The organism is Cupriavidus campinensis (assembly GCF_905397395.1).
GTDB classification, from domain to species: domain Bacteria; phylum Pseudomonadota; class Gammaproteobacteria; order Burkholderiales; family Burkholderiaceae; genus Cupriavidus; species Cupriavidus campinensis.
The window spans coordinates 42,945-56,611 of record NZ_CAJPVH010000009.1 but is presented as its reverse complement, the minus strand read 5'-3'; the positions used below and the strand labels follow the sequence as shown (position 1 = coordinate 56,611).

10 protein-coding genes are annotated in these 13,667 nt (G+C 66.2%); 9 read left to right on the top strand and 1 reads right to left on the bottom strand.

Going from position 1 to position 13,667, the window contains the following annotated elements; all coding sequences use genetic code 11:
- The first annotated feature begins 223 nt into the window (after positions 1–223).
- Positions 224–4,081: an autotransporter domain-containing protein gene (locus KHO18_RS08125; protein WP_211942972.1), complete on the top strand. Its 3,858-nt coding sequence runs from the start codon at positions 224–226 to the stop codon at positions 4,079–4,081.
- A gap of 187 nt (positions 4,082–4,268) precedes the next feature.
- On the top strand, positions 4,269–5,297 hold the full coding sequence (locus KHO18_RS08120; protein ID WP_211942971.1) for a hypothetical protein: 1,029 nt from the start codon (positions 4,269–4,271) through the stop codon (positions 5,295–5,297).
- Between the two features lie 45 nt (positions 5,298–5,342).
- On the opposite strand, the gene KHO18_RS08115 is transcribed toward KHO18_RS08120, so the two are convergent.
- On the bottom strand, positions 5,343–6,281 hold the full coding sequence (locus KHO18_RS08115) for a LysR family transcriptional regulator (protein WP_144198628.1): 939 nt from the start codon (positions 6,279–6,281) through the stop codon (positions 5,343–5,345).
- A 118-nt stretch (positions 6,282–6,399) separates the two neighbouring features.
- On the opposite strand from KHO18_RS08115, the gene KHO18_RS08110 reads away from it, so the two are divergent.
- From KHO18_RS08110 to KHO18_RS08080, 7 genes are all read left to right on the top strand, one after another.
- Positions 6,400–7,191, top strand: a complete 792-nt coding sequence (locus tag KHO18_RS08110; RefSeq protein ID WP_211942970.1) for an HpcH/HpaI aldolase family protein — start codon at positions 6,400–6,402, stop codon at positions 7,189–7,191.
- A 211-nt stretch (positions 7,192–7,402) separates the two neighbouring features.
- Complete coding sequence (locus tag KHO18_RS08105; RefSeq protein WP_144198622.1) at positions 7,403–8,392, top strand: Bug family tripartite tricarboxylate transporter substrate binding protein; 990 nt, start codon at positions 7,403–7,405, stop codon at positions 8,390–8,392.
- Positions 8,393–8,780: 388 nt separating this feature from the next.
- Positions 8,781–9,956, top strand: a complete 1,176-nt coding sequence (locus KHO18_RS08100) for a branched-chain amino acid ABC transporter substrate-binding protein (RefSeq protein WP_144198619.1) — start codon at positions 8,781–8,783, stop codon at positions 9,954–9,956.
- Between the two features lie 86 nt (positions 9,957–10,042).
- Positions 10,043–10,972 carry a branched-chain amino acid ABC transporter permease gene (locus tag KHO18_RS08095; RefSeq protein WP_092295344.1) on the top strand — a complete coding sequence of 310 codons (930 nt, stop codon included), beginning with the start codon at positions 10,043–10,045 and terminating at the stop codon, positions 10,970–10,972.
- Entirely contained in the window at positions 10,959–12,167 is a 1,209-nt protein-coding gene (locus KHO18_RS08090) for a branched-chain amino acid ABC transporter permease (protein ID WP_186296867.1), read from the top strand. The genes KHO18_RS08095 and KHO18_RS08090 overlap by 14 nt, the downstream gene beginning before the upstream one ends.
- On the top strand, positions 12,164–12,946 hold the full coding sequence (locus KHO18_RS08085) for an ABC transporter ATP-binding protein (RefSeq protein WP_211942969.1): 783 nt from the start codon (positions 12,164–12,166) through the stop codon (positions 12,944–12,946). The genes KHO18_RS08090 and KHO18_RS08085 overlap by 4 nt, the downstream gene beginning before the upstream one ends.
- The gene (locus tag KHO18_RS08080; protein ID WP_144198613.1) at positions 12,943–13,656 is read left to right on the top strand and encodes an ABC transporter ATP-binding protein; all 714 of its coding nucleotides are present in this window, start codon (positions 12,943–12,945) and stop codon (positions 13,654–13,656) included. The genes KHO18_RS08085 and KHO18_RS08080 overlap by 4 nt, the downstream gene beginning before the upstream one ends.
- Positions 13,657–13,667 lie beyond the last annotated feature (11 nt).

The following is a 13,667-nucleotide window of genomic DNA, read 5'->3' as shown; positions in this document are numbered from 1 at the left end:
GGCCTTTCATGCCACGCCGGCGTATCTTTCCCGCCGCAGAATTGCGAAAATCCCACCCCGAGGGGGCCAGTCTCGTGCGCCGTTTCGGCTTCTCGCCGACGCCACTGAGGTTCGCACGGGCGCCCGCCCGCACATTAAAACAATGAAAGCGTGCGCATTGCCGGCAAGCCGCTGGCCGCCGCGCAGGGAATAGGGTCGCCGGCCTGGCCGGCCGCAAATCCACATGACAAGACATTCGAGCCTCGCCGCCGGTGAACAGCCGTGCCTGCGCGCCATTGCCGGCGCGGTTGCCATCCTCATGATGTCCCTTTCCGCGTCGTCGGCGCAGGCCGCTGGCGGCAACGGTGGCGTCGGGGGCTACAGCCTTAACCTGCCGGGCGGGGTGGGCGGCTTCACTTCGGGCCAGGCTGGCCAGAGTGGACTGACCGTGCCCGATGGCGACGGCACTGGTGGCGGGGGCGGCGCGCGCTACGCGGCCGGTGGGGCGGGCGGCATCAACGCGTCCCAGGCAACGCCGCAGGGGCTGGCGGGCGCAGCGGGTACCGCGCCAGGCCAGTTCGGCGGCAACGGTGGCGACGGTAACTTCGACAATGCCTTGCTCACAGGCGGCGGTGGCGGCGGCGGCGGGGGTGGCGCGGATGGCATGGTGACGGGCGCCGTGCCGACCACCATCTCCGGCGGCGTGTTCGGCGGCAACGGCGGCAAAGGTGGCAACGGAGGCAATGACGGCTCGTTTTTGCCGCCTGCGTATCAGGGGGGTGGCGGCGGCGGCGGCGAAGGCGGGTACGGCCTGAGCCACGCGGGCGGTGCCGAGATCGTGGTGAAGGCGGGCGGCCGGGTGGCCGGCGGCTGGGGCGGCAATGGCGGGAATGGCGGCGGGTCGAAGCCGATCGCGAGCCTCCAGGGCGCCGGCAACGGCGGCGACGGCGGTGTCGGCATGGCGGTGACCAGCGCGGCCACGGTACATATCGAAGCAAATGCCGTGGTGGCGGGTGGCAATGGCGGGGCCGGGGGCAACGGCGGCGACGGCGTCTACGATTACTACGGCAGCCTGGGCGGCAACGGCGGCAGGGGCGGCAACGGCATGGAACTGGCCGGCGGCTCCACGCTGCTGAACGAGGGCACGATCGCGGGTGGGGCGGGTGGCGCCGGTGGCGTGGGCGGCATGAACTACAACGCTTCGCAGGCCGCGAACGGCACTACGGGGGCCTCCGGCGTGGGCGTGCGCGGCAGCAACCTGACCATCGTCAACAAGGGGACCATCGTAGCAGGCGGCCCCGGCGTGGCGGCTGTCCAGTTTTTCAGCGGCACGAACCGTTTCGAGTTCTGGGGCAACAGCGTCGTGGGGAGCATCGAGGCCTATGGCACCGACGACACCTTCGCGCTGGCTGGCGACACCGGCGCTTTCACGCTGACCGGCGGCATCGGCAACGCCGGCCTGTATCGTGGCTTCGAGCATTTCGAGAAAATCGGTGCGTCGGTCTGGACCCTGGCCGGCAGCAACACGGGCATCTCGAGCTGGCAAATCCTGGGCGGCACGCTGGCGATTGCCTCGGACGCCAACCTCGGCGCGGCAGCCGGCACGCTCGGTCTGAACGGCGGCACGCTGCGGACCACCGCCGCCATGACCACCGCGCGCGCCACCACGCTCGGCGCGGGCGGCGGCACCTTCGAGGTCACGAATGGCACCTTGACGCACAACGGCGTCATCGACGGCCCCGGCAGCCTGACCAAGACCGGCAACGCCACGCTCGAACTGAACGCCGTGAACCCCTACGCCGGCGGCACGCAGGTCAACGCCGGCATGCTGATCGCCAACGTCAACGGCGCGCTGGGCAGTGGTGCGGTCAGTGTCGATGGCGGCGCAACGCTGCGCCTGAACGGCGGCTTCGACCTGGGCGGCCGGCAGGTCGTCAATCGGTCCGGCTACATCAACCTGTACGGCGCCGGCACGCTCGGCAATGCCCAGGTGACGAACCTCGGCGGGTTCACGTATCTGCTCGGCAGCAGCACGGCGGCCAATGCGACGATCGTCAACAACGGCGGCGTGATGTCGTTCCAGGAGGGCAGCACCGGCGGTAACAGCCAGGTCACCACCCGCAGCGGCAGCTACACCGAGTTCTGGGGCTGGAGTACCGCCGGCAACGCCTCGCTGGTGACGGATGCGGGGGGCTGGGTCGATTTCTCGGGCACATCCGGTCCGGCCTTCGACCACCGGATCACCGCCGGCGCCATCGCGGGAGCGGGGCGCTTCCAGCTCGGCCAGAACGTCTTGACCGTGGGCGGCAACAATACCTCCACCACCGTGAGCGGCACGATCGAGGATGGCGGTGCCGGTGGCGGCACCGGCGGCGGACTGATCAAGATCGGCGCCGGCACGCTGACGCTGAGCGGCACGAATACCTATACCGGTGCGACGCAGGTGAACGCCGGCACGCTGGCCGTGAACGGTAGCGTGGCCGGCGCGGTCACAGTGAACAACGGCGCCACGCTGGGCGGCGCTGGCAGCGTGGGCAGTACCGTGATTGCATCGGGCGGCACGCTGGCACCGGGCAATTCCGTCGGTACGCTGACCGTCAACGGCGACCTGATGCTGGCCGCCGGTTCAACCTATCGCGTGGAAGCCGACCCGGCCTCGTCGGCCAGCGACCGCGTGGCGGTGAGCGGTACGGCCACGCTCGGCGGGGCGGTGATCCATGTCGGCCCCGACGGCAATTTCGCGTCCACGCGCCGCTACAGCATCCTGACGGCCGGGACGGTGCAGGGCCGCTTTGCGTCGGTCAGCTCGAACTACGCGTTCCTTGACCCGACGCTGACCTATGGCGCCAACGAGGTCACCCTGGCACTTACGCGCAAGGACGTGACGGACCCTGTCTCGCCGGTCGATCCGGGCACGGGTGGCGGCACGGGTGGCGGCACCCCGCGCCCGATGCGCTTTGCCGATGCGGCCGTGACCGGCAACCAGCGTGCCGTGGCCAACGCACTGGAGACCCTGCCGGACAGCAACCCTGTGCACGAAGCCGTGGTGACGTTGCCCCAGGGCGCGCCGCCGGCCGTCTTCGACAGTCTCTCCGGGGAGGCCCACGCCAGCGTGGCCACGGGTCTGATGACCCTGGCAGGTGGCGCACGGGCGCTGCCGCTGGCGCATTTGAACGACAGCCTGTCCGCCGGCATGCTGCCTGGCGCGCCCATCGCCCAGCTAGGCGGCCCCCTGCCGGCCGCAGCCCTGCCCATTTCCGCCGCCCAGCCGCTGTGGGTGGAGGTGCTGGGTAACTGGCAGACCTTCCACGGGAGCGCCGATGTGGCGCGCGTGCGCCAGCAGACCGGCGGCTTCTATCTGGGCGGCGACGGGGCGGTGGGGCAAGACTGGCGCATCGGCGGGGCGTTCGGCTACGCCAACAGCACGCTGCGCGTGAGCGAACGGTCCTCACGCGCCATCACCGATTCCTTCAGCGCCACGCTCTATGGCGGCCGCGCGTTCGCGCTCGGCGGCGGCAAGCTCAAATGGCTGTTCGGCACCGCCTATAGCTGGCACGACGCCGACACCGACCGGCAGGCCAGCCTTGGCGGCAGCACGGTCCAGTCGCTGACGGCCAGCTATCACGCCAGCACGGCGCAGGTCTTCACGGAAGCCGGCTTCGCCATGCCGCTATCGGCAGCAACCCAGCTCGAACCGTATGCCGGCGTGGCATGGAGCGATACACGCATGCGCAGCTTCGCGGAGACGGGCGGCTCGGCGGCCCTGCACAGCCCGGGTGACAGCAACACGCTGACCACCACCACGCTCGGCCTGCGCACCAGCGTACGGGTCCAGTTTGGCGGCACCGACGCGGCGTTCTACGTCGGGGCGGGCTGGCGCCACGCGTTCGGCGACGTACGCCCGGCTACCACGCTGGCCTTCGACGGCAGCCAGCCGTTCACGGTGACGGGCGCCCCGATTGCCCAGAACGCGGCCCTGGCCGAACTGCGCGCCGATCTCGCCATCTCGCCCACGGCCACGCTCGGCTTGCGCTATACCGGCCAGTTTGGCGGCGGCAACCAGGACCATACCGGGACGGTGGGATTGCGGTGGCGGTTCTAGGGCCGGGGCGTACCAGCGCGGAGGCCGGTTCGTCACACTGCAGGACCAGGGCCATCGTCGCCCGACGTTGACGTTGACGTTGACGTTGATGCAGCGCAAGCGCTGCGCGACCTTTTGTCCTAGGCTTTCAGGACATCGCGCCGGATGACTCGGCGCGTACGCGTCGCATGTCAGCGGAGCATTGTGCATGGGGATCTTGAACTGGCGACTGAACGGCCGCAGACGTGCCAGCCCGCACAGCAGCAGGGAGCTGGAGGCGCTGGCCCAGGAAATTCGCCGGCTGAGTCCGCGGCTTCGATTGCTGCCGCGCTATGCGCAAAGGCTGGCGCCACACCTCGGCACGGCACTCGACTACGTGCGCACGCTGATCGCCGGCATCCCTGCGCCCCGGGAGGCCAGTCCGCAGGCGTGGGCAACGGACCCCTACGTTCACGCGTGCTTCGGCACGCCCCATGATGTTCAGTTGATCTTCAGTCGCTCAGCCGATCTGCAGCAATTCTTCGAGACATCGCCGGATGCAACGGAGGCGTTCGCCGTGCTCGGTATGGACATGACTGAAAAGCGCACGCTGGGCGTGGGTCTGGAAGGGGATGTCATGCGGACCGATGTGCTGCAGACGATCGTCAATTTCAGTGACCACCAGGTGCGCTTGTGTGGGCGCGACAAGCCCGCACTCTGCCGGCAGATCGAGGGCCGCATGCTGGACCAGCTCGCCTTGCAGGGCCTGGCGAGCGCGGCGGCCGGCGGTGTCGGCCGCGACCGGCGCTTGCAGGAGATGGCGTTGCTCGGCAAGCGGTTGCGGTTCCTGGAGGGGGAGGGCGTGGGCATGCGCGCGATGCTCGGCGGCGCGGCGGCACCGGACCCCGACGAGCAGGCGCGGTTGCGGGCGCAGCTTGCCGAGGGCGATGCCAATGCGCGCACTGCGTCAGTGTCGAAGGATTCGGTCAACGCCCTGGAATCTCAGTTGCTCTCCTTGCAGACGACGTTTTCCGACGCGAAATCCTATTTTTTCATCGAACGCCGTCATATCAGACTGAGCCGGATGAATGTCGTCACGGGCGAGGACAGCATGTCGCCAAGTGACGCGCTCGAGTTCACCACTGCCAGTATCCCCGGCGACCCGCCCGCCACAAGAACCTTTCTGCTGGTACGAATTCCACGAGCCGTCATGCTGACGCGCATGCGGCTGCTGGAAGAAGCCGAACGTTACCTGTAGGGGCGGCTCGCGGCGCAACGGGCAGTCTCCGCAAAGAAAACCGACTCATACCTGGCCGGTGAAGCACCGCTGATCAACCCTGTAGCGAGCGGCGATCTCCACCGCCTGTTCGACGAACGGCCGGGTCAGCGGATTGCCGATTTCCTTGTGGAAGGCGATCCAAAGCTCCAGGGTCGGCACATCCCGATTGGCGATCCGTCGATAGACCACGCCCTTGACCGGCTGCGCAGCGGCCGAGGCGGGTACCAGCGACACCGCCACGCCGGCTGCCACCATCGACATCATGGCGTGGTGGCGCGCCCCGTCGTGCATGCACGATGGCACCACACTGTGCTCCGCCAGCCAGGTCATCATCAGGTCGTGCGCATACTGGCCGTAGCGCCGTTCGAGCGTGGCAAGGCTTTGGCCATCGAGGTCACGCGCATTGACACTGGACTTTCCGGCCAGGGGATGGCTGGCGGGTGCGGCCAGGACATAAGGCTCCGACATCAGGCGTCGCGCCTGCAGGCGGGAATCGGTGACTGGCGGCCGCAGGATCGCCACATCGAGTTCGTTCCCCAAAAGCGACTGGATCATCGCTTCGGAGCTGGTCTCGCGCAGCGAGTACAGGACGCCGGGCACGTGCGCCGAGAACTGCCGCAGGATGTCTGGAACCAGTTCGATGGCGGAGATCGCGGTCAGGCCGATGCCAAGGTGTCCGACGTTCTCGCCGCGATCGGCCTGGGTCACCATTTGCCGCGCGCGGTGCTCGATGTCGAATAGTTTCCCCGCCTCGGCCCGCAGGACCTGGCCTGCCGGCGTCAGTCGCACGCTGCGCTTGTTGCGCTCGAACAGCTGGGCACCGATCTGCGCCTCCAGTTGCTTGATCTGCAGGCTGAGTGGTGGCTGGGTCATGTTCAGGCGCCGCGCGGCGCGTGTGAAATTGAGCTCGTCAGCCAGGACGAGAAACGAGGTCAGCACGCGGAGTTCGAGGGGGGTGTACATATACAGGAGTTGTATAAGTCAGATACAGAAGTAATATTGGAAATATAACTCGCGAGTACGCAGAATGTCGTCACCCAGCCGCCATCAAGGGTGGGAGACCAGAACAACAGCGCGAGACATGACCACCATCCAACACCCCATCGACGACCGCCTGCCTGCGCTGCTGCGCAGCGGCGCCCCGCTCCGCGGCGTCTTTACCGCATTGCCCAGCCCGGCCATCGTGGAGATGTGCGCCTACGCGGGGTTTGCCTTCGTCATTATCGACAACGAGCATGGCGCGGCCGGTTTCGAGACGACCGAGCACATGCTGCGCGCGGCGCGCGCCAGCGGGATCATTCCCGTGGTGCGCTGCTTTCTTGGCGATATCGCGCGTGTGCTGGACATGGGTGCCAGCGGCGTCCAGGTGCCAATGATCGAGACTGCCGATGAGGCGCGCGACCTTGTACAGCGCGTCCGATACCCTGCCATCGGCCGGCGCGGCAGTGCTTTCAGCAGTCGCGCGGCTGGCTATGGCGCCTTTCCCGGCGTCCCGCACACCAGCCGCAGCAACGAGGGTGTGGCATTGATCGCCATGATCGAGACCCCCGAAGGCGTGGCCAACGCAGCGGAAATTGCGGCAGTGGACGGGATCGACGCGGTATTCGTTGGCCCCAACGACCTGTCACACGCCATGGGCTACGGCAACGACTGGAAGTCGCCGGCCGTGGCAGCGGCCATCGAGCAAGCGCTGCGTGCCGTCGATGGCCAGGGCAAGTGCGCCGGAATCATCGCGCTGGGCGCCGAGGACGAGCAGCGCTACGGCCAGTTCGGCGCGCGCTACTTCGCCACGGTTGCCACCACGTTGATCACGCAGGCTTTCCGGCAGGCGGCGCAGCCCCACGACATGCCGGCGCCGACGCTGCGCTACTAGCTCGGCCCGGCACCGGGCCAGGACCCGGCGTGGCGGGAAATGCAGGCGCGGCTCACGCCACTCGGACGCCTGGCGCATCCCGAGGAGGTCGCCACCATGGTGTTGGCTGCGGCAGGTGCCATGCCTGTCACGACTGGCGTGGTGATTTCTGTCGATGGTGGACGCCCGCTATGTTGAAGCGGGACATTCCTATAAAAACTGGAGACAAGACATGAGATTCGTGAATCGCTGCGCGTTGCGCGCGGCCCTGGCAATCGGCGGGCTCTCGCTCGTCATGGCCGCGCCGGGCGTGCGGGCCGATACCTGGCCGAGCAAGCCGATCAAGTACGTGGTGCCGTTCTCGCCGGGCGGGGTGTCGGATGCCACCGCCCGCATTGTTGCCGAAGGCCTGTCGCAGCGCTTGGGACAGCCGGTCGTCATCGACAACAAGCCTGGCGTATCGGGCATCCTGGGCACGCAATTCGTGTCCCGTGCCGAGCCCGACGGCTACACCATCATGGGCGGCACCATTACCACGCACGCCGTCAACCCGTTCTTCTACAAGAAGCTTGGCTATGACCCGGTCAAGGACTTCGTGGCGGTGAACCTTGTGGGTACGGTCAGCAACGTGCTGGTGGTGTCGAACGAGAGCCAGTACCAGTCAGTCGACCAGATCGTCGCTGCCTTGAAGGCCAAGCCCGGCGCGTTGACGTTCGGCACGGCGGGGCCGGGCAGCTCGCAGCAGCTGTCGGGCCAGTTGTTCCAGAGCATTACGGGTACGCGCCTGCAGCAGATCTCCTACAAGGGCGGGGCCGCGGCGATGACGGACCTGATCGGCGGCCAGATCGACATGGTGTTTGAGACGGTTGCCGCCGCCAAGCCCATGCTCGACGGCAAGCGCGTGCGCGCGATCGGCGTGACGTCGGCGCACCCGCTGCCGAGCCTGCCCGGCGTCCGGCCGCTGGCGGAGCAGGGGCTGAAGGGTTTCGAGATGCAGTCCTGGCAGGGCATTTTCGCGCCAGCGGGCACACCGAAGCCGATTGTCGACCGGCTCGCCACCGAGATCGCGGCGGTCGTCGCGACGCCCGCCGTGCAACAGCGCCTGCGCGCGCTTGGCGTGGAGCCGGAGGGCAAGCCGGCAGCCGCGTTCGCCGCGTTCCAGCGGGCGGAAGTCGCCAAGTGGGGCAAGATCATCCAGGCGGCCGGGGTGGTGCCGGAATGAGCGAGACGGCACCTGATTCCTTCTTTACGCCCGAGTATTTCAAGGCTATGCGCAGTGCCGATACGGCGATCGGGCGTCGGCGGACATCCATTGACGCGTGACGGGCTCCCCCCGCCCATGCACCGAAAAAGCAAGTCATGCACCGAAATGCCCCGCACGGCCCCTGCTCTGGCGCCGTCGCGCGGCATCTTCCCTCTCATTCCCCCCAAAAGTCCTACGGGTTATTGCTCGTTGCCCCTTGGCACGTCTGTTGCATAGCATTCAAGTGACTTGAATTTGGTGCAGAGGACTTTCCTCACTGTGTTCCGGCGTGCGGTCGGCGCCTTGCACCCGTTCGGTCAGGCGCCGGGCCTGCCGCCCGTTGGACATGTCTATATAGGGGAACAGAGTGCTGAAGAAGAAAACTGCGGCCGCCGCCGCGATTGCCGCCGCTGCCACGGGCGTGGTGCTGATGTCCGCGCCGGCGCAGGCAAAGGACGTCGTCAAGATCGCCTTTGTGGGCCCGCTGACCGGCGGTGTGTCGTCGATTGGCCTGGGTGGGCGCAACTCCGCTGACCTGGCCGTACGTCTGCGCAATGCCGATCCCAAGGCCAAATACACCTACGAACTGGTCGTCCAGGATGACGAATGCCGGCCCAACGTGGGCGTGCAGGTGGCCACCAAGATTGCCGCGGACAAATCGATCGTCGGCGGCGTGACGCACTTCTGCTCGGCCGTGGCCATGGGCACCGTGGGGGTCTACAACCGCTTCGGCATGCCGGCCGTGGTCTGGGGCGCGGTGCTCCCCGAGGTCACGTATGGCAACAACTTCAAGGAGATTCATCGCGTCAACGGCACGATGATCAACCAGAGTGAAGTGGCGGCCAAGTTCATGACCGGCCTGGGCTACAAGAAGTGGGCGATCATCCATGACACCACCGACTACGGCAAGGGCCACAACAAATACTTCAGCGAATACCTGAAGAAGGATGGCGGCACCATCGTCGGCACCTTCGGCGTAACGGCCGACCAGCAGGATTTCACGACCGAACTGACCAAGATCCGCGAGCTGAAGCCGGACGTGGTCTATTTCGGTGGCCTCACGCCGCTCGGCGTCCGTATCCGCACCCAGATGGAGAAGCTGGGCATCAAGGCGCAGTTCGAAGGCACGTCGGGTATCAAGTCCGATGCTTATATCGAAGGCGTGGGCAAGCCCCTGTCTGAAGGCTCGCTGGCCTTTATCGAAGGTGCTCCGGTGGAAAAGCTGGCGGGCGGCCAGTTCTTCATGGAACGCTATACGCAGCAGAAGTATGGTGAACCGCCTGAAGCCTATGGCCCCTTCGCCTTTGCCGCCGCCAACCTGATCATGGACGCCGTGGAGAAAGTCGGTCCGGACCGCAAGAAAGTGCGTGACGTGCTGAACGGTACGAAGGATGTCGAGACCATCATCGGCAAGGTGACCTTCGATGATCACGGCCAGAACGTGGTGCCGCTGATCACCAAGTACGTCGTCGAGGACGGCAAGTGGGTGATCTGGGAGGACAGCGCCTACGCCAAGGGCAAGAAGAAGCTGGCTGGACTGTAAGCGTGGTGCAGGTGCCGGGCCCGCGCCGTCTGCGGACCCGGCCTGGCGCTGCTGGACGGTCTATTCAGGCCATTCTGGGGATACCGATGAGTGTATTGGGACAGTATGTCTTCAACGGGCTGATGCTCGGCATGATCTACGCCATGGTGGCGGTCGGCTTCACGCTGTTCTTCGGCGTGCTGGACGTCATCAAGTTTTCTCACGGCGATGTGCTGATGGTGGGGGCATTCGCCGGGCTCGCCGCATCGGCTGGCGTCCTGGCGCTGCACGTGGATTCGCCGTGGCTGCAATTGCTGGCCATCGTGGTGTGCGCGATCGTCGTGACCGGTCTGCTGGGCGCCGTGATTGCCCGCTTCCTGATCCTGCCTTTGCGCAAGGCGCCGCCGCTGAACACCCTGCTGGCGACCCTGATGCTGGGTACGGTGCTGCGTGAAGCCGTGCGCCTGTTCTACCCGGATGGGTCGAACCCAAAGCCGTTTCCTGCGCTGCTGCCCACCACGGAGCTGTCGTTGGGCGCGTTGACGCTCCGTGCCGACAACCTGATCCTGCTGGCCGCGGGTGTCGCCATCATCATCGGCGTCCATCTGTTGATCACGCGCACGCGTTTTGGCATGGCCATCCGCGCCGTGGCACAGGACGGCGAGACGGCGCGCCTGATGGGCATCAACTTTGAAGTGGTGGTGCTGGTCACCTTTGCGCTGGGCTCGGCCATGGCCGCGCTGGCTGGCGTGATGAACGGCCTCTATTACAACGAGATCAATTTCAACGTCGGTCTGCTCCTCGGCGTGATCGGCTTCGCGGCCGCCATTCTGGGCGGGCTGGGCAACCTGTACGGCGCCATCCTCGGTGGCTTCCTGTTTGCCGCGCTACAGGTGCTGGGCAGTGCGACGCTACCGGCGCTGGTGCCCGATATCCCCAGCGCCTACAAGGATGTCTTTGCGTTCGCCGTGGTCATCGTGCTGATGGCCTTCAAACCGACCGGACTGATTGCGGAGAAAGCCAGTGAACGTGTCTGACAACGTCTCGAATCCACTGCCACCGGCCGCCGTTGTCGCGGGCGGCAAGCAGCGCAGTCCGGCCCTGGTGCTGGGCATCGCGGCCATCGTCATCGTGGCCTATCTCTATCTGTTCCTGCACGCGGAATCGCAGGTTGCCGTGGCCGCGCTGCTGGCGTTGGCCGTCGCAGCGACGGTCATCGCAGGCAGGTTCAAGGTCACGCGGGCCGTAGAGCAGGCGGCTGCCCGGCGGCCCGGGCTGTCGCGGCTGTGGTCTGTGGCGGGCACGCTCGCGCTGATCGTGCTGTTCCACGAAAGCCATTTTGTCTTGCTGATGCTGTGCGCGGTGCTGCTGTACACCACCGCCTGCCTGGGGCTGACGGTGCAGTTTGGCTTCTCCGGCGTGTCCAACTTTGCCGGCGCGGCGTTCTTCGGCATTGGCGCCTATGCCACGGCGGTGCTCGCCGCGCATACGCCCATCCCTACGATCCTCGTGATCGTGCTGTCCGGCATCGCCGCTGCGGTGATCGGCTCGCTGCTGATCGCGCCGGTGCTGCGCACGCGTGGTCACTATGCGGCGCTGGTGACCATTGCGTTCGGCATCCTGTTCAAGACCTTTCTCGAGGTCAACGATGTGCTGGGCGGCCCGCAGGGCCTGCAGGTTCCCGGCATGACGCTGTTCGGCTTCCAGTTCAATGAGGGCTTGACGCTGTTCGGCGTCGACGTGTCGTTCTACGCCAGCTACGCCCTGCTGAGCCTGGCGATTTGCGCGGGCACCTTTGCCGTGGTCAAGGCACTGGAGCGCTCGTGGGTAGGGCTGGCCATGGACGTGGTGCGTACGGATGAAACCGCCGCCGCGACGTTCGGCCTCCATATCGCGCGTTGGAAGGTCATCGCCTTCATGCTCGGCAACTTCTTCGCCGGCGTTGCAGGCAGTGTCTACGGCATGGTGACGGCGTTCGTGGCACCGAACAATTTCACGTTCGCCGACTCGCTGCTGATGCTGTCGATCGTCATCCTGGGCGGTCTGGGCAATGTGGTTGGCCTGATCCCGGCCGCCATCATCGTGCTGGTGCTGCCGGAGAAGCTGCAGTTCATCCAGGAGTACCGCTTCCTGTTCTACGCGGCGCTGGTCATCGCCATCCTGTTGTTCCGCCCCGATGGGCTGCTGCCGCGCAAGATCCGTCTGTTCTTCCCGACCCAGGACGCCAAATGAGCGACGCGATGATCGAGGTACGCAACCTCACGATGCGGTTCGGCGGCCTGACCGCGCTGGACAATCTCCAGCTCGACATCCGCCGCGGGGAAGTGCTGGGCCTGCTGGGACCGAATGGCTCCGGCAAGACCACGTTCTTCAACGTGCTCACGGGGCTCTACAAGGCCAGCGCGGGCACCATCACGTACAACGGCGAGAACGTCATCGGCAAGACGCCGCAGGACATCTATCGCAGCGGCGTGGCGCGGACCTTTCAGCGCTCGCGCCTGTCGCTGCCGCTCACCGTATTCGACAACATCGTGATCGGCGACTACCAGCACATGCAGCACGGGCTGGTGTTCAACCTGTTTCGCCGCCAGGCATTCCGGGCCGAATATGAGCGCTATGTGGAATCGGTGCGCGAACTGCTGGGGATCTTCAGCCCGCCGCTGGTGAGTCGGCTGTTCGAGCCGGTCGAATCGTTCACGATGATCGACCGTCGCCGTATCGAGGTCTGCCGCGCGCTGATGAGCCGGCCACGGCTGCTGCTGCTGGACGAACCATCGGCCGGCATGACCCATGACGAGACCCATGAGCTGATGGACGACATCCTCCAGGTGCGAAGCCAGTTGAAAGACCTGTCCGTCGTGCTCATCGAGCATGAAATGAACGTGATCGAGCGCATCACCGAACGGTGCGTCGTGCTGAACTACGGCAAGAAGATCGCCGAAGGCACGTATGCCGAGATCACCGCCGATCCCGACGTGCAGACAGCCTATCTCGGGGAGGAAGCCGCATGAGCGATAACACGTTGCGCGTGGAGGGCCTGAGCACGGGCTATGACAAGGTCAACGTGCTGCATGACGTCTCCATCGAAGTGCCGCCCGGCAAGATCACCTGCATCCTCGGTGCCAATGGCGCGGGCAAGAGCACACTGATCCGGGCAATCCTGGGCCTGACGCCCGCGCGCAAAGGCCGCATCCTGTGGGATGGCGCCGATATCGCCGCGGAGAAGACGCACAACATCATCGCGCGCGGCATTTCCTGCATACCGGAGGGCCGCAAGGTATTTCCGCGCATGACCGTTGCCGAGAACCTGGCACTGGGCGCCTTTCTGGAGGCCGATCCGGCCAAGGTGCGGGAGCGCATCGCGCGCGTCTACGAGATATTTCCGCGCCTGCGCGAGCGGTCGGGGCAGCTGGCCGGCACCATGTCGGGCGGTGAGCAGGCCATGGTGTCGATTGGCCGTGGATTGATGGCGCAGCCGCGGCTGCTGGTCATCGACGAGCCGTCGCTTGGGTTGTCGCCGCTGTACGTGAAGGAAAACTTCAAGGTCATCCAGCAGATCAATGAGCTTGGCATGACCGTGCTGCTGGTCGAACAGAACGCGCGCCAGACGCTGGCGATTGCCCACCAGGGCTATGTGCTGACGCAGGGGCGCGTGGTGGCGCAAGGCTCGGCGCAGGCGTTGCGTGAGAATGACGAAGTGCGCGCCGCGTACTTTGGCTGAGTGTGCTGGCG

Bases quoted from the DNA above. Each gene is read 5' to 3' on its own strand.
- KHO18_RS08125 (WP_211942972.1), top strand. From the start codon at position 224: ATGACAAGACATTCGAGCCTCGCCGCCGGTGAACAGCCGTGCCTGCGC.
- KHO18_RS08120 (WP_211942971.1), top strand. From the start codon at position 4,269: ATGGGGATCTTGAACTGGCGACTGAACGGCCGCAGACGTGCCAGCCCG.
- KHO18_RS08115 (WP_144198628.1), bottom strand. From the start codon at position 6,281: ATGTACACCCCCCTCGAACTCCGCGTGCTGACCTCGTTTCTCGTCCTG.
- KHO18_RS08110 (WP_211942970.1), top strand. From the start codon at position 6,400: ATGACCACCATCCAACACCCCATCGACGACCGCCTGCCTGCGCTGCTG.
- KHO18_RS08105 (WP_144198622.1), top strand. From the start codon at position 7,403: ATGAGATTCGTGAATCGCTGCGCGTTGCGCGCGGCCCTGGCAATCGGC.
- KHO18_RS08095 (WP_092295344.1), top strand. From the start codon at position 10,043: ATGAGTGTATTGGGACAGTATGTCTTCAACGGGCTGATGCTCGGCATG.
- KHO18_RS08085 (WP_211942969.1), top strand. From the start codon at position 12,164: ATGAGCGACGCGATGATCGAGGTACGCAACCTCACGATGCGGTTCGGC.
- KHO18_RS08080 (WP_144198613.1), top strand. From the start codon at position 12,943: ATGAGCGATAACACGTTGCGCGTGGAGGGCCTGAGCACGGGCTATGAC.